The sequence below is a fragment of the Anabaena subtropica FACHB-260 genome, assembly GCF_014697105.1.
In the GTDB taxonomy this organism is placed as follows: Bacteria; Cyanobacteriota; Cyanobacteriia; order Cyanobacteriales; family Nostocaceae; genus Trichormus; species Trichormus subtropicus.
In genome coordinates, this window is sequence record NZ_JACJRF010000003.1 from 192051 (window position 1) to 210203 (window position 18153).

At 40.9% G+C, this 18153-nt stretch carries 14 protein-coding genes; 7 read left to right on the forward strand and 7 right to left on the reverse strand.

Annotation, left to right across the window (positions count from 1 at the left end; genetic code table 11):
* Positions 1-5 precede the first annotated feature (5 nt).
* Positions 6-1289 carry a histidinol dehydrogenase gene (hisD, locus tag H6G18_RS03085; protein ID WP_190405611.1) on the reverse strand — a complete coding sequence of 428 codons (1284 nt, stop codon included), beginning with the start codon at positions 1287-1289 and terminating at the stop codon, positions 6-8.
* Positions 1290-1563: 274 nt separating this feature from the next.
* Here hisD and H6G18_RS03090 point away from each other — a divergent pair, with 274 nt between their 5' ends.
* Both H6G18_RS03090 and H6G18_RS03095 read left to right on the forward strand, forming a co-directional pair.
* Entirely contained in the window at positions 1564-3672 is a 2109-nt protein-coding gene (locus H6G18_RS03090) for a M3 family metallopeptidase (protein ID WP_190405612.1), read from the forward strand.
* 782 nt (positions 3673-4454) lie between these two features.
* Entirely contained in the window at positions 4455-5306 is an 852-nt protein-coding gene (locus H6G18_RS03095) for a universal stress protein (protein WP_190405613.1), read from the forward strand.
* Positions 5307-5388: 82 nt separating this feature from the next.
* Here the strand turns inward: H6G18_RS03095 and psbM are convergent, their stop codons facing one another.
* The 4 genes from psbM to tgt all read right to left on the reverse strand — a co-directional run bounded on the left by psbM (position 5389) and on the right by tgt (position 7568).
* The gene (gene psbM, locus H6G18_RS03100; protein WP_010995057.1) at positions 5389-5505 is read right to left on the reverse strand and encodes a photosystem II reaction center protein PsbM; all 117 of its coding nucleotides are present in this window, start codon (positions 5503-5505) and stop codon (positions 5389-5391) included.
* A 99-nt stretch (positions 5506-5604) separates the two neighbouring features.
* Positions 5605-5901: a 2Fe-2S iron-sulfur cluster-binding protein gene (locus tag H6G18_RS03105; protein ID WP_190405614.1), complete on the reverse strand. Its 297-nt coding sequence runs from the start codon at positions 5899-5901 to the stop codon at positions 5605-5607.
* 307 nt (positions 5902-6208) lie between these two features.
* On the reverse strand, positions 6209-6346 hold the full coding sequence (locus H6G18_RS03110; protein ID WP_006195022.1) for a photosystem II reaction center protein K: 138 nt from the start codon (positions 6344-6346) through the stop codon (positions 6209-6211).
* Between the two features lie 82 nt (positions 6347-6428).
* Positions 6429-7568, reverse strand: a complete 1140-nt coding sequence (tgt, locus tag H6G18_RS03115) for a tRNA guanosine(34) transglycosylase Tgt (RefSeq protein WP_190405646.1) — start codon at positions 7566-7568, stop codon at positions 6429-6431.
* Positions 7569-7988: 420 nt separating this feature from the next.
* On the opposite strand from tgt, the gene H6G18_RS03120 reads away from it, so the two are divergent.
* A complete protein-coding gene (locus H6G18_RS03120; RefSeq protein WP_190405615.1) occupies positions 7989-8411 on the forward strand; it encodes a DUF1036 domain-containing protein in 423 nt (140 codons plus the stop codon).
* Between the two features lie 35 nt (positions 8412-8446).
* On the opposite strand, the gene H6G18_RS03125 is transcribed toward H6G18_RS03120, so the two are convergent.
* Entirely contained in the window at positions 8447-8899 is a 453-nt protein-coding gene (locus tag H6G18_RS03125; protein ID WP_190405616.1) for a hypothetical protein, read from the reverse strand.
* 668 nt (positions 8900-9567) lie between these two features.
* Here H6G18_RS03125 and H6G18_RS03130 point away from each other — a divergent pair.
* The 4 genes from H6G18_RS03130 to H6G18_RS03145 all read left to right on the forward strand — a co-directional run bounded on the left by H6G18_RS03130 (position 9568) and on the right by H6G18_RS03145 (position 16161).
* Positions 9568-11985: a sucrose synthase gene (locus H6G18_RS03130; protein ID WP_190405617.1), complete on the forward strand. Its 2418-nt coding sequence runs from the start codon at positions 9568-9570 to the stop codon at positions 11983-11985.
* Between the two features lie 37 nt (positions 11986-12022).
* Positions 12023-14953 (forward strand): beta-phosphoglucomutase, encoded by a 2931-nt coding sequence (gene pgmB, locus H6G18_RS03135; RefSeq protein WP_190405618.1) that lies wholly within the window; start codon positions 12023-12025, stop codon positions 14951-14953.
* Positions 14954-15129: 176 nt separating this feature from the next.
* Positions 15130-15612 (forward strand): adenosine-specific kinase, encoded by a 483-nt coding sequence (locus H6G18_RS03140; RefSeq protein WP_190405619.1) that lies wholly within the window; start codon positions 15130-15132, stop codon positions 15610-15612.
* Positions 15613-15711: 99 nt separating this feature from the next.
* Positions 15712-16161, forward strand: coding sequence for a hypothetical protein (locus H6G18_RS03145; protein ID WP_190405620.1), 450 nt, complete (start codon positions 15712-15714; stop codon positions 16159-16161).
* Between the two features lie 35 nt (positions 16162-16196).
* Here the strand turns inward: H6G18_RS03145 and H6G18_RS03150 are convergent, their stop codons facing one another.
* Positions 16197-17771 (reverse strand): hypothetical protein, encoded by a 1575-nt coding sequence (locus H6G18_RS03150; RefSeq protein ID WP_190405621.1) that lies wholly within the window; start codon positions 17769-17771, stop codon positions 16197-16199.
* Positions 17772-18153 lie beyond the last annotated feature (382 nt).

Here is an 18153-nt window from a genome sequence, read left to right on the forward strand (position 1 = left end):
TAGTTTTAGGATTGCAAACGTACTGCTACACTACCTGCATGGGCTGGTAAACCCTCAGTTTCTGCCAGGGTGACAGCTGCTTTACCTATTGTCTGTAATGCGGCTTGATTACATTCTAAATAAGTAATTCGCTTGAGAAAATCGTAGACACTTAAGCCAGAAGCAAAACGAGCAGAACGGGAAGTAGGTAAGACATGATTGGGGCCGCCTAAATAATCTCCGATGGCTTCTGGGGTATAGCGTCCTAAGAACAGGCTACCAGCGCACCTAATTTGACTAGCCAGCAATTGGGGGTTATCTACGCACAGTTCTACGTGTTCTGGTGCTAGTTGATTGAGCAAGGGGATAGTTTCGGCAAAATCGCTGACAATAATTACTGCACCATGATTTTGCCAACTGCTACTAGCTACTTGTTTAGTGGGTAAGGTAGTAAGTATTTGCTCAATTGCTGTGACTACTTCCTGTGCAAAGGATTCAGAATCGGTAATCAAAATTGATTGCGCGCTGGGATCATGTTCAGCTTGAGATAATAAATCCCAGGCAATCCATTCTGGATTATTTTGGCGATCGGCTACAACGAGAATTTCCGAAGGCCCGGCAATACTATCAATCCCCACAGTACCAAATACTTGGCGTTTGGCTTCGGCAACGTAAGCATTACCAGGCCCGACTATTTTATCTACTGGGGTGATGGTTTCTGTACCGTAGGCTAAGGCTGCTACTGCTTGCGCCCCACCAATACTATATATTTCTGTGACACCAGCGACTTGGGCAGCAGCTAAAACGGCTGGATTTATTTCCCCACCAGGCATAGGGACGGTCATCACGATGCGTTCCACGCCGGCAATTTTGGCGGGTAGGGCATTCATCAGCACAGAACTAGGGTAGCTGGCGCGTCCTCCAGGGACATAGATTCCCACTTGTGATAGGGCTACCCAATTTAAGCCTAGTTTTACGCCTGCGGTGTCGGTGTAGCCAATATCTTGGGGTAGTTGTTTTTGATGAAAAAAACTAATGCGTTCAGCTGCTAATTCTATGGCTGCTTTCACCTCAGGAGAACATTTTGCTGCTTGTTCGGCGATGAATTCCGCACTCAAATGATGGGAATGGGGACTGTAATGGTCAAATCGGCTAGTATATTCCTTGACTGCGGTATCACCATGAACTTTCACATTAGCCAGGATCTCGCGTACTGTACCACTAACGTCAACCGTTGCTTCCCGGCGATCGCTCACCAAGGTTTGAAATCTGGGATAAAATTCTTGGTCGGTTGTTTTTAGGAGTAGCATGGAAAGTATCTCTGAACTAATGCAGGTTTGCAGTAAGGATAATATTTAGTGTAGAACTATGCTTCATCCTCAGCAATCAGCTTTTGTGTATTCTGCAAAAAAGGGATGGCTAAAAGCTTGCACTGTCAATAATCACAGGCATTTTCTGTCTACTACTGATATTGTGATTAGTATTAAAAGTTGACGATTTTGGCATTCTGGCAGGCCGAAACAGGGCAGCGATCGCTACATTAGTAGAATACAGTCACCCATTATCTGCGGTTCACATCAAACCATGAGTGCTAATCCTACCATTACTCATAATCCTTTACTTAAAGGTTCTGGTTTGCCTCCGTTTACGGAAATTCAACCAGAACAAGTACAACCAGCTTTTCAACAACTATTGGCGGAACTAGAACAAGAACTTTCTACATTAGAGGCTAATGTCCAGCCTACTTGGGATGGTTTGGTAGAACCTTTAGAAAAGTTGAGCGATCGGCTGACCTGGAGTTGGGGTATAGTGAACCATTTAATGGGTGTGAAAAATAGCCCAGAACTTCGTGTAGCCCATGAAACTGTACAACCACAAGTGGTGCAGTTCATCAACCAGTTTGGGCAAAGCCAACCCATCTACAAAGCTTTTAAGGAACTCCGCGCCAGCGATCGTTGGGAAACATTAGAATCAGCCCAACAGAGAATTGTGGAAGCTGCTATTCGTGATGCGGAACTATCTGGTGTAGGCTTGCAAGGAGAAGCAAGGGAACGTTTCAATGCCATACAAATGGAGTTAGCAGAACTTTCTACAAAGTTCTCTAACCATGTCCTCGATGCAACCACAGCCTTTAGTCTTACCCTCACCACTAAAGACGAAGTTGACGGTTTACCCCAAAGTTTACTCAGTTTAGCCGCACAATTAGCACGGGCTACTGGAGAAGAAAACGCCACCCCAGAAAATGGCCCTTGGCGCATTACTCTAGACTTCCCCAGTTACACCCCCTTCATGCAGCACAGCACTAGGCGTGATTTGCGTGAAAAGCTTTACAAAGCTTATATTACCCGCGCCTCCTCTGGTGAGTTAGATAACAACCCACTCATCGAACGGACTTTAGAGTTACGACAAGAACTAGCGAATTTATTGGGCTTCCAAAATTATGCCCAGTTGAGCCTAGCTAGTAAAATGGCTCCCAATGTTGAGGCGGTTGAGGCACTATTAGAAGAATTACGCAGTGCTAGTTACGATGCAGCAGTCAAAGACTTAGAAAATCTGAAAGCCTTTGCAGCCAACAAGGGAGCAGCAGAAGCCGCAGATTTGCGACACTGGGATATTAGCTTTTGGGCTGAACGTCAACGGGAAGAAAAATTTGCCTTCACCGCCGAAGAACTACGTCCTTACTTTCCCCTACCCCAAGTTCTAGACGGCTTATTTGGACTTGTTAATCGCTTGTTTGGTATCACCGTTACCCCTGCTGATGGTCAAGCCCCAGTCTGGCATGAAGATGTCCGTTATTTCCAAATTGCTGATGAAACTGGTAGTCCCATAGCTTATTTCTACTTAGACCCCTACAGTCGTCCCGCCGAAAAGCGTGGCGGTGCATGGATGGATACCTGCATCAATCGCGCCAAAATCACAGACAATGGTGTAACTACTGTACGCTTACCTGTGGCGTATTTAGTATGCAACCAAAGTCCGCCAGTGGATGGTAAACCTAGTTTGATGACTTTCTATGAAGTAGAAACCCTGTTCCATGAATTTGGTCATGGGTTGCATCATATGCTCACTAAGGTTAACTACACTGGAGCCGCAGGTATTAATAATGTAGAGTGGGATGCGGTAGAATTACCAAGCCAATTTATGGAAAACTGGTGCTATGAACGCAAGACATTATTTAGCTTGGCTAAACATTACGAAACTGGCGAACCTCTACCAGAGCATTATTACCAAAAGCTCCTAGCCGCCCGCAATTATATGAGTGGTAGCTCCATTTTGCGGCAACTCCATTTTAGTAGCGTGGATGTAGAATTACACTCTCGCTATCGCCCAGGTGGTAATGAAACCGCCGCCGATGTGCGTCATCGTGTTGCTCAGAACACTACTGTTTTACCCCCCCTACCAGAAGACGCTTTTCTCTGTGCTTTTGGACACATTTTTGCTGGTGGTTATGCTGCTGGTTATTACAGCTACAAGTGGGCCGAAGTCTTGAGTGCTGATGCTTTCGCTGCTTTTGAGGATGCTGGGCTAGAAAATGAAGCAGCTCTTGAGGCTACAGGTAGACGTTATCGAGATACTGTGTTAGCTCTTGGTGGTAGCAAACATCCAATGGAGGTGTTTGCAGCTTTCCGAGGCCGGGAACCGAGTACAGCTTCTTTGCTCAAGCATAATGGATTGTTACCATCTGTTGCTTAGGACTGAGGTGGAAAATTGAAACGCAGAGTGGCACAAATGTTTACGCAAAGGAATGCGGAGAATTTGCTACCTCTCTGCGTCTCTGTTTTAGAAAAATCATCTCGCAAATATACAATCCTAATTATTTAGATGGAAATTAAACCAATCTGTGAACTATTTTCTACTACAACAACTGAGCTAACTTCTTTCTGTGTCGTTCTATTGACAAAGTAAGTAATTCTTCTATTTTACAAAAATACATATATTGCTCTCATTTAAATATATAAAAATTAGTAAAATCCGTTGATGTTTCCAACTCAACAGTAAAAACAGATTTTAAAAAAATTGCTGATTATTATAAGATTTATGTTTGATTATCTGAAATATAAAAAAAATCTATTAATACAGTGATTTTTTTCTATATTTTGTGTGTAAAACCTCCTATAATCCTAGCCATTCATGGAAACATTAATGTTGCAATATTTAACGTTTCTCTAATTAAAAATATTTAATATAGATTAAAAATAATAACTAATATCATAAATTGTGAATTTTATCAGGCACTATTGAGAGTAAGCTTAATTATTACAACCCAGTCAAAAAGTTAAGTAACTCAGGTGCAGTAAAACTTAAAGAAAAATTAGTCTCTTAAAATGAATTAATTTTTGAGTGTTAATGACTAATATCTATAAAGTGGCATTGTGCTAACTTAATTACTAGGTTGTTGAGTCAGGTGGTGAACATTTCATCCGAACCAAGAACAAAAACTAAACCCCAAGCAACCTTAAGAACAAGAACTAACAATGATAGACAAGATTTTGCTAGCTGTTTCGGGATTGGGACACGCAGAAGAAATGCTCAAAACTTTGAAAGAAGTGCCATCAGTCCAATCTGCAAAAGTTACAGTTCTGCACGTAGTTACTCCCCAAACTACATCTTCTGCTATGACAGATAAGTGGGAAGAAGGCGGCAAAATTTTAGCTAGTGCAATTCAGACTTTGAATTTAGACCCTAGCCAGGTTTCTTCGATTTTACGCCAAGGCGATCCTAAAGATGTTGTTTGTCAGGTAGCTGATGAAATTGATGCTGACTTAATTATTATGGGTTCACGGGGGCTTAAACGCCTGCAATCGATTTTATCGAACTCGGTTAGTCAGTATGTCTTTCAATTGTCCTCGCGCCCAATGTTGCTGGTGAAAGATGACATTTATGTCAAAAAAATTAAGCGCGTCATGGTAGCGATGGACAATTCAGATGCAGCAAAACATTGCTTAAGTCTGGCTTTATTCTTACTGCGGGGTATTCCGGGTAGTCAATTAATTCTGGCTAACGTGACGACTGATTTGCGCGGTAAAAACTCAGAAGTAGCAGAAATTAGCCCAGACAAAAATCCTGTTTTGGCTTCAGCTGTGGCGGAAGCGCAAAAATATGGTGTTCAAACACGCTGCTTTAGCAGTAGTGGTAAACCAGGAGAAGAAATTTGTCGCTTGACAGACGAGTTGAACATAGATTTATTATTACTCGGTTCTCCCGATCGCCGTCCATCGGTGGCCAAGAATTTTGTCGATATAGACAGACTCATCGGCGCTTCTTTGTCAGATTATGTGCGAGTTAATGCTAGTTGTCCCGTATTATTAGCACGGACAAGTGGTTAATGTTTTTCCTGTAAAATCGGTTGATAAATAAAAACCCCTCAACCATTTGGTATAGGGGTTTTTTATTTTATACGAAAAGCAATCAACTATCTTTTTTACCTTCGCGGCTAGCTGTTTGAATGTACAGGATTATTAAAAACACAGAGGGTACTAGTACGAACAGAATGCTCGCTACGAACCCTAAGTCATTAACTTGCATGGCAAAGAAGCCTCTCTTTAATTTCCAGTCAACAATTTTAGAATAGCATCAACCATGCCAGTGTTAGCTCTTTTTTTTACGTCTCTAGCTACCAACACTTTAAGGTTTGGTGACTACGCTTACGGGGCCATTTACTAAAGTTTGACAGGCTAAACGGTAATTGGCTGGCTTTTTCTTTAACATCCGATTTTCCACATCTGTCGGAGTAGAAAGATTTTCTATTCCTTCTACTATCTCGACAACACAAGTACCACACTGACCGACACCACCACAATTCGTGAGTTTGCCAAAAAACTTATAGATGTCAACGCCATTTTCCATTGCTTTAAGCCGCAGATTAGCACCATCCGCAGCTATTACTTCTTTATCTTCTTTAACAAATTTGATATTACCCATAGCTGACTAATTCCTCGTTGACACTAAGCTGGTCAGGCTTTACACATATATTACTGAATTTATACCAATTTATTACAAAAAGTTAAGAATTATCAATATAGAATAATTACAAAAAATAGGACAGGTATTATTTACCAGTTTTCCGAAATTCAGCAACCTATCCAAACGCAGAAACCCTTATCAAATGTGGCTTTCTTAATTTTGAATTTTGCGGAAAGTTCTGTAGGCGGGTTTCCCGCCGAAGGAAACTTTTCAAGACGAATTTTGAATTGGTATTACCTGTCCTAGTAATTGATGATGGTTTAATTTACCTAAATCCAACAGCTGCTTGCCATACGAAAGCAAGCAATAAAAAGAAAACGGGAATAACTGGCAAAACATCAACCAGTGGGTCGAAGATTTGGTAAGCTTCAGGCAATTTTGCGAGTAATAGTGCTGCTTCCATGTTTTTTTAAATCCACCTAATCCAACACAGCTTTCATAATTGAGATGTATCTTAACATGGATTGGTCACTAGTCAGTTGTCATTAGTCAGTTGCATTATCCTCTGCTTCTAATTCTGGTGAATTGAGCCAATGTCCGAATTCTTCTAAGAAGCGATCGCTTAATATTGCTTCACGAATTTTTTGGGTAAAACGAATGAGTTCAGTAATGTTGTGAATGCTCAATAAAGTGTAGGCTAAAATTTCTTGCGATCGCACTAAATGGGATATGTAAGCACGACTGAAATTTTGACAAGCATAACAAGGACAAGTTTCATCCATTGGTGCAAAATCTTCACGGAACTTAGCATTTTTTAAGTTCCAACGTTCGCCTTTGACGATTGCTGTACCGTGTCTCGCCCAACGGGTGGGAATCACACAATCAAATAAGTCTATACCAGAGGCGATCGCAATTACCATTTCTCGATAAGTTCCCACACCCATCAAGTAACGGGGTTTGTGTGGTGGTAAAAGTGGCGCTGTAGCTTGGACAATTTGCGCCATCAGTGCTGGCGGTTCGCCCACACTCACGCCACCAATAGCATAACCAGGTAAATCTAACTGAGTCAAAGCGTTGGCAGCCTTAGCTCGTAAATCTAGATATACACCACCTTGAACAATCCCAAACAACGCCTGATCCTGGCGTTGATGAGCCGTAACACAGCGTTCTAACCAACGGTAAGTCCTATCAGTCGCCGCTTCTACCTCTGGGCGAGTGGCTGGGTAGGGAGGACATTCATCAAATGCCATGATGACATCAGCCCCTAAAGTATTTTGAATCTCTATAGAGCGTTCTGGTGTTAATTTAATGATCTGACCGTCATGTGGTGAGCGAAAAGTTACACCTTCTTCCGTAATTTTTCTCATCTCACTCAAGCTGAAAACCTGAAACCCACCAGAATCTGTGAGCATCGGCCCATTCCAGCCCATAAACTTATGTAACCCACCACCCCCAGCCACAATGGCTTCCCCTGGTTGGAGATGGAGATGATAAGTATTAGATAAAACCATCTGCGCCCCAGTTTCCTTAAGCTGGGCTGGGGTGACAGTTTTGACATTCGCCAGTGTTCCTACTGGCATAAATCTGGGAGTTTCTACAGGGCCGTGGGGAGTGAAAAACACCCCTGCTCTAGCTTTTGTTTGGCTACAGCGAGCTAGGGATTGAAAAGAAAATATGGCACTCAAGGTAAAAGTAAGGCGATCGCGTTTTCTGAACAAACATAACACGTTGCTGTTCTATTTAACTCACTATTTTCTATGGTTTCATTAGTGAGACGAGCAGCTATTTTAATATACTTGCGGTTAATTTAGTTACTGTGATTGTCAAATAGTTAAATAAATTATTTTCTTTGAAGGCAATTTTTAAGACATCTTCATAAATAGCGATCGCTATAGCTAAATTGTCAGAAAGCTCCTGTTTTATCCTTTCATTGCAAGAGTTAGGAAAAATTATCAAGTTTTCTAAAGTTTCTGGAATAGAGGGATTTTTCGGTGAATTAAACTAGGAAACAAGTATGCTCGATACAATTAATTACGTCAGGATTTTTATCCACAATTTTTTGTATTCCGATACTTAAATCAACTCAATAATATTTAGTAACCCAAATGAAAGCTGTAAGTTCCTTAATTATTTCCAGCCTATTATCCCTACCAATCGTGTTGAGTATAGCACCAGCAGCTAAAGCTGATTTGATTGTCTGTAGTAACTCAAAAGATAAGGCCTATGTGGCAAAAGCTTGGTACTCTGGAGGTCGTTGGGTAGCTAGTGGATGGACTCACATCTATTCAGGTCAATGTGAAGTTGTTCTTGTAGGTGATATGAGAAAAGCTTCTACCTATATTTATGTAGCCAATAAGAATTGGGAACCTTGGAGATTACAAGGAAGGAAAACATCTATATTTTGTCTTCAGCAATCATCTTTTCAAATCACTAATGCTGACAAAAGATGTTCATCACGCATGATTCCCAAGGCATTTTATCAAGTTACATCACCCGGTAACTACGACCACACAATCAGACTGAGGTAGGATATCTATTTGTTAATGATTTGGGCAAAATTTAGCTAGAACGTATCCGAACAATCATCGTCAATTTCGGCATCCCATCTAGCTGCAAGAACTTCGTCCATCATGGCTTCGATAGCGCTGACATTCCACATCCGTTCACGACGTTCTTGCACAGGTGTAGATAAAGGAATTAGCCGCAAACACGCACCCTCTTGCATCAAATCAAAGAAAGTTTCTTTTTGGGGTGATTGTTTCAACTCCAAATAATCAAAGCTAGCAATATTAAGATAAATGGCACTGTTAGCCACCAAGGTAGACCTTTGCGGGTTAGCAAACACTTCCATCACATCTCCTTCACCCTCGCTCTGTAGTTTGCCTTCTTGGGTGTAGATGTAGCGGACTCGACCTAAATCTGCTAATAAGCGCTTCATGTCGAGCTTGTTTACAATTATGCCCGTGTTGACAATACACGGAGCGAGTATTTTGGTGTCGGGTAGATGATGACTCATAAAAAAAATAAAAAATGAGCAAAGTTTTGATCCAACACAGCTAGACAAGTGCTTGCACAGCCCGTTGACCCTCTACATTAAAAAAATATCAACTTTTGGGAGCAATGGAGTAACAGCCCACCGTAGATGATCGCTTAATTAATCTTTAGGTAAAAAACAAGACTAATTGTATGGAAAATTTAGGTTGCTAAATTAAATAGTGTTGCGTTATAATCAGCACTCAAAAAAAACTAAATTATCTAGTACAGCATAGCAAAAACTGCTGAGTTATGCCTTGATTAACAGCAATTTTATTTAAATATTTAAAATACGCCGACGTGGGGAGCAGGGGGTAGGGGGAAAAGAGAATTTGATGACTACTATTGACTAAGGGTGCGACGGTCTACTACTTCTTTTAATATACAAGGGTGCGCTACTTGCGAGAAAACCTAGCTGTACCAAGAAATTATTCATACTGACGCACCCTACAAATCGTCAATTTGGAATAATTTGTTTTTTGGTGTTCCCTAATGACTATTCATACCAGAGCTAGAAGGCAGAAGCATGAGTTCCTATCTACTATACAAAGGTCAACAAGGGTAATGTACCTCTACGTCGATTACTAAGAACCACAGTTGTTGAGGAGAAAAAAATGAGGTCGTGACCTGGCTCAAGTTCTGGAAGTCGTCATGCACGAACTATTTCACCCTATTTTGGCCAACAGTGAAGAAAAAGCTGCTCTACAACAGTTGATATTTGCATTAGATGGTTCGGGTAAGCGTTACTTCTTGAGAAATGAGATTCTACACACTTTTTCCAAATACTGTCACCAAGCCCAAAAACCTACATACTTTTATTACTCTTCTTCTGTGGGCAAACTGATTCAGTATACCCATGAAATAATTTTGGCAGAAGACAGTATATGGTTTGTGGTGCGTCCGAGAATTGCTAGCCAAGAAATTTGGCGACTGACATCAGATTTGGCTCAGTTTGATTCTATGTCACTTGAGGCGTTTTTAGATGTGAGCGATCGCCTAGTCAATGCCTATGAACCTAACATCTTAGAAATTGACCTCAGTTCATTTTACGAAGCTTCCCCCAGTATTAGCGACCCCAGAAATATCGGTCAAGGTTTAGCCTTCCTCAATCGTTATCTATGCAATCAGATGGCGGCTGACCCGCAGTATTGGTTTGAACTTGTGTATTTAGCCTTACGCCGATTGGAATACGATGGGATTAATCTGATGATTGGGGATGCTATTCCTTCAGGTCTGCACCTAGCCAAACAAATTCATCAAGCGATTAAATTCCTCTCTCAGCTACCCCCGGATGAACCCTACGAAAAATTCCGCTTTGAACTAGAAGCACTCGGTTTTGCACCAGGGTGGGGTAATACAGCCCAGCGAGTCCTCGAAACTATTACACTGCTAGATAGACTGATTGATTCTCCCCAGCCTGCGGTGTTAGAAGCATTTGTGGCGCGTGTTCCTGCTGTGTTTCGCGTCGTCCTGGTTTCTATCCACGGCTGGGTAGCCCAAGAAGATGTCATGGGAAGGGATGAAACATTAGGCCAAGTCATCTACGTCCTAGAGCAAGCACGTAGTTTAGAAAACAAACTACAGCAAGAAATCAAACTGGCTGGACTCAATGTACTCGGTATTAAACCCCAGGTGATTATTCTCACCCGCCTCATTCCTAATTGTGAAGGCACATTTTGTAATCTGCGTTTAGAAAAATTACATAATACAGAAAACGCTTGGATTTTACGCGTTCCTTTTGGGGAATTTAATCCAGAAATCACTAATAATTGGATATCTAAATTTGAGATTTGGCCTTATCTAGAAAACTTTGTGTTGGATGCACAGGCACAAATATTAGCGCAATTTCAAGGCAAACCCAGCTTAATTATAGGTAACTACAGTGATGGTAACTTAGTGGCGTTCCTCCTCGCTCGTCGTCTCAAAGTCACCCATTGCAACATTGCCCACTCTTTAGAAAAACCGAAACATCTATTTAGTAACTTATATTGGCAAAACTTGGAAGACAAGTACCACTTTTCAGTCCAATTCACCGCCGATTTGATCGCCATGAATGCGGCTGATTTTATTATCACATCATCCTATCAAGAAATTTTCGGCACACCCGACAGCGTGGGACAGTACGAGTCTTACAAGTTTTTTACCATGCCCCATTTATATCATGTAGTTAATGGGATTGACCTGTTTAATCCTAAATTCAACATGGTTCCGCCAGGAGTCAATGAGCGAGTCTTCTTTCCCTATAGCCAAACAGCAGACAGAAACCCCAATCTCAGTAAACAAGTCAAAGACCTACTCTTTCATCGTCAAGACTCCCAAATCTTTGGTCATTTAGACCAACCCCACAAGCCACCAATCTTTGCTGTTGCGCCTATCACCTCAATCAAAAATCTCACTGGTTTAGCTGAATGCTTTGGAAAAAGTCAGGAATTGCAAGAACGTTGTAACTTGATTCTGCTCACAAGCAAGTTAAACCTCGATGAAACAACCAATCCAGAAGAAGCCAGGGAAATTCAAAAGCTTCACGACATCATCAACCATTATCAACTTCATGGACATATTCGCTGGCTAGGGTTAAGACTTCCCAATACAGAAGTAGGCGAAGCTTATCGCTTAGTTGCCGATTATCGGGGAATTTATATCCATTTTGCTCTTTTTGAAGCCTTTGGACGGAGTATTTTAGAGGCGATGATTTCTGGCTTACCCACTTTTGCCACTAAATTTGGTGGTTCTTTAGAAATTCTTGAGGATCAAAATAATGGATTTCGGATTAATCCTACAGACTTAGAAGGAACAGCCGAGAAAATTTTGGCATTCTTTAAACAGTGTGATGCTCATCCCGAATACTGGCAAGAAGTGTCTGAATGGATGAGCCAACGAATTCATCAAAAGTACAATTGGCAGTTACATACTACTCAATTGCTAGCGCTGACTAAAATCTACAGCTTCTGGAACTTTATCTGTCCAGAAAACAGCGAAGCCAGAGTTCGTTATATGGAAAGCCTATTTCACCTAATTTATAAACCCAGAGCAGAGCAGATTTTAGCCAATCACATGGGTGGTCAATAGTCAATAGTGATTAGTCAACAGTCAGTAGTCGTTCGCCATGAATACAAAATGTCCTTCTCGTGATTTTGTTTATCAAGATTGGATATTAACTGAAACTAAGTTTAACCCTGAGCAGTTGCATTCTAGAGGAACTATCTTCACCATCGGCAACGGCTATTTAGGCACAAGGGGTAGCTTAGAGGAAGGTCATGCTCGTGGTTTACCGGCTACTTTTATTCATGGTGTCTATGATGATGTGCCTGTAGTTTACACGGAACTTGCCAACTGTCCTGATTGGTTGCCAGTGATAATTGCGGTTAATGGCGATCGCTTCCGCATGGATCAGGGTGAAATATTACAATATGAACGTAAACTAGATGTCAGCCAAGGTTTGCTCAGTCGTTCGTTGCGTTGGCGTAGTCCTAGTGGCAATATTATCGATATCCACTTTGAACGCTTCGCTAGTCTGGCAGATCAGCATATTTTAGGACAACGCTGTCAAATAACATCGTCCGACAGCGATTGTTTGATTGAAATTCAGGCAAGTATTAACGGTTATGCCGAAAACCAAGGTTTTAATCATTGGGAAGGAATAGACCAAGGTAAAACTGATCAAGGTATTTGGTTACAAAGTCGTACCCGTGGAACCCAAATTGAAATCGGTATGGCAGCCAAAATGACCATATCAGGTGTAGAGGCATCGTTACAAGTGAGCATCGTCCCCGGATATCCCACTATCAGCGCGTCTTTCTTGGCGACAGCACAACAAACCATAACGATTGAGAAACTGGTGACAGTGTTTACCTCGCGGGAAAGAAATCAACCAGTCACCGCCGCCAAAGAAAAACTTGCACAAATACCTGATTACAGAACTTTGCTCACAGCTAACAAGCAAGCTTGGGATAAAGTATGGCAAAAAAGCGACATACACATAGAAGGAGATATTACCGCCGCTTTTGCTGTCCGCTACAACCTATTTCAACTGCTAATTACAGCCCCATCCCATGACGACAAGGTGAGTATTCCCGCTAAAACCCTTTCAGGTTTTGGTTATCGCGGTCATATTTTTTGGGATACAGAAATTTTTATCCTGCCTTTTTTCACCTTTACCCAACCAGCCATAGCTCGTAACTTACTCAGTTACCGCTATCACACCATCAATGGAGCGCGACGCAAAGCCACTCATTACGGCTTTAAAGGAGCGATGTATCCTTGGGAAAGTGCTGATACTGGGGATGAAGTCACTCCTCGTTGGGCTTTACCTGATGATTATTATGGCGAAGATGTGCGGATTTGGTGCCGCGATCGCGAAATTCATAACAGTGCAGATATTGCCTATGCTACGTGGCAATACTGGCAAGCCAGTGGGGACGATGAATGGATGCGCGATTACGGTGCGGAAATTATCTTAGATACTGCCATCTTTTGGAGTAGTCGAGTTGAGTATAATTCCCAAGGCGATCGCTATGAAATCCGTGGCGTGATTGGTGCAGATGAGTACCACGAGTTTGTCCACAACAACACTTTCACTAACCGAATGGTGCAATGGCATCTGGAAAAAGCGCTGAAAGTTTATGGCTGGCTACGTCATACCTTCCCCGAACGAGCCACGGAACTAGAAGATAAGTTGCAACTGACCACAGAAGTAGAAATTCATTGGCAAGACATAATCGAAAAAATTTGGATTCTCTACGACCCCTCAACCGGATTAATTGAGCAATTTGAGGGATTTTTTCAATTGCAAGATATCAATTTGGCAGACTACGAACCGCGCCAACGTTCTATGCAAGCCGTTCTGGGTATCGAAGGCGCTAACCAACACCAAGTTCTCAAGCAACCAGATGTCCTCATGCTGCTGTACCTGATGCGCCCGTCAGCAGAATTTCCCTACAACGAAAAAGTCTTAGCAACTAATTGGGATTACTACGCACCCCGAACGGATATTAGCTATGGTTCGTCATTAGGCCCGGCAATTCAGGGCATCTTAGCCTCCGATTTAGGTCAAAAAGCCACAGCTTACGAAAGGTTTATGCAGGCACTTATGGTTGATTTAGAAGATAGACGAGGTAACACCAACGACGGCATTCATGGAGCTAGTGCCGGTGGTATTTGGCAGGCTGTAATTTTAGGCTTTGGCGGTATCCAACTCACAGAACAAGGCCCCATCGCCAACCCCCATATACCCCCTACTTGGACACGCCTAAAGTTTCAACTACATTGGCGCGGGCAGTGGTATGGGTTTGATTTGTCTGGCGAAGAAGCAGGTGGGCAGGGGGAAAAGCATAATTTCTTCCCCACTCCCCACTCCTCACTTCCCGACTCCCCCAATATCCAAGGATTTATCTTTGATCTGGATGGTGTATTAACAGATACAGCAGAATACCATTACTTGGGGTGGCAAAAACTAGCAGATGAAGAGAATATACCTTTTACCAGGGAAGCAAACGAAGCTCTGCGGGGTGTATCTCGCCGTGAGTCCTTGATGTTGATTATTGGGGATAGACCTTATTCAGAAGCGCAAATTCAAGAGATGATGGAGCGTAAAAATCGCTACTATGTAGAACTGATTGAAAATATTACAGCCAAAGATTTGTTACCAGGAGCGATCGCTCTTTTAGATGAACTAAGGCAAACTGGAATGAAGATAGGTATTGGTTCAGCTAGTAAAAATGCCCATACCGTGATCAAGCGATTGGGGATTGCTGATAAAGTAGATGCGATCGCTGATGGTTATAGTGTCCAAAAACCCAAGCCAGCGCCTGATCTATTCCTCTATGCTGCCCAGCAACTAGATTTAAAACCACAACAGTGTGTAGTCGTAGAAGATGCCGCCGCAGGCATTGAGGCGGCTTTAGCCGGGGGAATGTGGACGGTAGGACTTGGCCCCGTTGAGCGTGTAGGGGCAGCTCATGTAGTCTTCCCCAGTCTTGCAGGGGTAACATGGGCAGATTTACGCGCCAAGTTAAACGAAGCAGCGAAGAAGTCTTGAGATCAGGAGGATACTTTGCTAAGGGAACACCAAAAAATAGATTATTGCAAATTGACGGTTAGTAGGGTGCGCTACTTGCGAGAAAACCTAGCTGTACAGGGAAATTATTCATACTGACGCACCCTACCTACTTGGATATTTTTTTATCTGGACGTCCCTAAGAGGTGAACTTAAATATGGAACTAAAATCAGTTACCATCGAAATTCTCCAAGACTGTAATCTCATATTGGGACAAACCCACTTCATCAAAACCGTAGAAGACCTGTACGAAATTATGGTAGGGATATCATCACAGGTCAAATTTGGCATTGCTTTCTGTGAAGCATCAGGCCCTTGTCTCATTAGAATTGCAGGAAACGATCGTACTCTACAAGATATCGCAACGAAGAATGCTCAGGCTATTGGTGCAGGTCACAGTTTTGTAATTCTACTCAAAGAAGCCTATCCAATCAATTTCCTCAATGCTATTAAGCAGTGTCCTGAAGTCTGTAAAATTTACTGCGCTACCGCTAATCCTGTAGAAGTGATTGTAGCTGAAACACAGCAAGGAAGAGGTATTCTTGGCGTAATTGATGGATTTTTACCCAAAGGAATCGAAGGTAGTGAGGATGTGAAGGCACGTCAAGATTTACTCCGCCAAATTGGTTATAAGCTTTAGCTATTTAGCAGTGCTGAGTTACGATTCATGAGTGAATATTTTTACTGTTATATCACTCTTAAAAATAACTTTAATGGCAAAAGGAGCTAGCTAAAGAATATGGCAACAAATTATCAAACAAAAATTGTGGCTCTGTGGATGGTGTTTCTTCTGGGAACATTGTTTCATACCCAATTGGCTTTAATGCCGCTTTTCCACGGTTTGAGTGTAATTGAATCTCAAAAAGCCACAACTATTAATGAAATTTCAGGAATTATGTGGTTGATGTTGGGCTTTTTTATATTGCCGATGTTGGCAATCATTGCCACTGTGTTCACTGAAAATAAAAGCTATAGAGTAGTACATTTTGGATTGACTATAGTCTATAGCGTTTTAAACTTCATACATCTATTATTAGATATGCTGCTCCCACAGGTAATTTGGTATCAAATTACATTAATGGTGCTATTGTTTCTAATTGGTTTATTATTAAATTTTGTAGCTTTCCAATGGATGAAATCACCACTACGAAACAATAATTCTCCAGAACGTTTGACGGCTTACCATTAAGAATAGCCAAAATAAACTCATTAAAAGGTATTTTTTTAGCTATCTGACAGGAGATAAACATAATATAGAGGAGTTTCTGTAGTCAGTTTAGACGTTTTTTGATACTTTTCTAGTTCCTGAGGAAACTCACCAGTTTTTTTAATTTTATAGTTTCCTAATGATTCATATTTGGGATGAATAATATAAAAGCCAGCTTGACAATTAGGAATAAAATTTAAGCTTCGTTTAGTAATATAACGGTCAATATACTCATCGTTTCTAAGATTTCGATAATTTCCGTTAGGTTGACAAAGGGTTGATTTTTCAGGCAATTTTCTAAGACTATCTGCTACATCACGCGTACTAAGAACTCTGGGAATACCCGATGTACTGTTTATATAAGTATGATGAAAATTAAGATTAATTACTATAGAAATTGTTATACAAGCAATGATAAAAACTGAAAGGAATTGATTAATTCTTTTAGGAAAATTTAGATAAGCTAAACTGCAAATAGTGAAAATAATAGGAGCTAGATAAATTAATAATTTATAAAATGTAGGGTTATAAGTTTTTTCCATGTCTGTGGAAGAATAAGCCAATAGAAAAATCGACCAAATCAACAACAGGACATTCAAAAGTATCCGATTTCCTCGGAATTTAAACATTCCTATAAATAATACTAAAGAAAGAAATATGATGGAAATTAATAAACTTTTCCAAGATTCACCAATAAAATATACTTCTTGACCTAATCCGAAATAACCGTTAAATATAGCCTTAAATCTCGACAAGAACGCAATTCCATATTCTTTTCCACCACTTGATTTTGTCACTACAGAGATAATTCTCGCTGTATTTATCCAGTTTCTGCCAATTTCGCCGATCCAGTATGGTGTCATAGCCAGTATGGCAGTGAAGGCAGCTACACCAGATAATATCCATCTTCTTTTTTCCTGGAAATTCCTAGATATATAAAAAATGACGGTAATAATAAAAACTACTGGCATTACATACAAAGGAGAGAAGTGTAAATTGGCTATTATTGCCAACACAAGACCGTAAGCTATCCAAGATAGCAATTCTAAAGTTGGAGATAGCTTACCTTCCATTTGATAGGTGTACAGCAATACAAAACAAAGCAGGAAAAAGGTAATTGATACAGGATTTCCCGCCAAGCTATTTCCTGTACTCATGACAATATTTTGAAATAGACAAATGTACCAAAATCCTGCTAATGCTGATAAAAATAACCTCTTATTATGTTCAATATTTTCCAGAAGTTTATAGCTGGTTAAAATGAGTAATGGAATGGAGAATAAAGTAAGCAGGGCATTTGGCATTGCTTGAGCAGATAAATCCGCAGTCAATGCAGTAAAAGGAAACACTAAATAGTAATATAAAGGTGGTAGATAAAATTCTCCCACCAGTCCTGACCAGGCAGTAGGCCCTGATCCTAAGGTAGGCCACTTGCCATCCCATATTGCCATCACTCTGTAGGCATCGTTAATTTGATCGCCACTATAATTAGTGAAATTTATTAATACAAAACTTAGAATAAAAAGTCCAAAAATTGAAGATAAAAATATAAGGATATAGCTAACTTTTTCAAGACTTAGCTGTTTCAACATAGCTCCTCGACTTATCTTATTTTCTCGGAAAGTGGACAATGTTATAATAATATAATGACTGTTTTATTAAACTTCTTAAATAAAAGCTATACAAATTCTTTATAAATCGCAGTTAATTATAAACTTGTCTATCGTTTCTTTGTGAAGCTGCAATATATTTACACCCGGTTGTGCCGTTCTCCTTTGCCAAGGTGGAACTACAGGGCTGACAAGTGAAAGTTTTTAATAAAGGAATGAGTGATGAATCTCAAATCAATGAAAAAAGGATCATTCCTTCAAGCCTTACATCTTTACGTTCCTACACTAAATAATTAAAGGGGTGTAGTCAGGAGTTTAGTCATTAAAAAAGGGCTGTTCTTGTAGGGTAGCTCTGACTATGAGC

Excerpts from the sequence above, each read along its gene's own strand:
- hisD (WP_190405611.1), bottom strand. The coding sequence starts at position 1,289 with ATGCTACTCCTAAAAACAACCGACCAAGAATTTTATCCCAGATTTCAA.
- H6G18_RS03090 (WP_190405612.1), top strand. The coding sequence starts at position 1,564 with ATGAGTGCTAATCCTACCATTACTCATAATCCTTTACTTAAAGGTTCT.
- H6G18_RS03095 (WP_190405613.1), top strand. The coding sequence starts at position 4,455 with ATGATAGACAAGATTTTGCTAGCTGTTTCGGGATTGGGACACGCAGAA.
- psbM (WP_010995057.1), bottom strand. The coding sequence starts at position 5,505 with ATGCAAGTTAATGACTTAGGGTTCGTAGCGAGCATTCTGTTCGTACTA.
- H6G18_RS03105 (WP_190405614.1), bottom strand. The coding sequence starts at position 5,901 with ATGGGTAATATCAAATTTGTTAAAGAAGATAAAGAAGTAATAGCTGCG.
- H6G18_RS03110 (WP_006195022.1), bottom strand. The coding sequence starts at position 6,346 with ATGGAAGCAGCACTATTACTCGCAAAATTGCCTGAAGCTTACCAAATC.
- H6G18_RS03120 (WP_190405615.1), top strand. The coding sequence starts at position 7,989 with ATGAAAGCTGTAAGTTCCTTAATTATTTCCAGCCTATTATCCCTACCA.
- H6G18_RS03125 (WP_190405616.1), bottom strand. The coding sequence starts at position 8,899 with ATGAGTCATCATCTACCCGACACCAAAATACTCGCTCCGTGTATTGTC.
- H6G18_RS03130 (WP_190405617.1), top strand. The coding sequence starts at position 9,568 with ATGCACGAACTATTTCACCCTATTTTGGCCAACAGTGAAGAAAAAGCT.
- pgmB (WP_190405618.1), top strand. The coding sequence starts at position 12,023 with ATGAATACAAAATGTCCTTCTCGTGATTTTGTTTATCAAGATTGGATA.
- H6G18_RS03140 (WP_190405619.1), top strand. The coding sequence starts at position 15,130 with ATGGAACTAAAATCAGTTACCATCGAAATTCTCCAAGACTGTAATCTC.
- H6G18_RS03145 (WP_190405620.1), top strand. The coding sequence starts at position 15,712 with ATGGCAACAAATTATCAAACAAAAATTGTGGCTCTGTGGATGGTGTTT.
- H6G18_RS03150 (WP_190405621.1), bottom strand. The coding sequence starts at position 17,771 with ATGTTGAAACAGCTAAGTCTTGAAAAAGTTAGCTATATCCTTATATTT.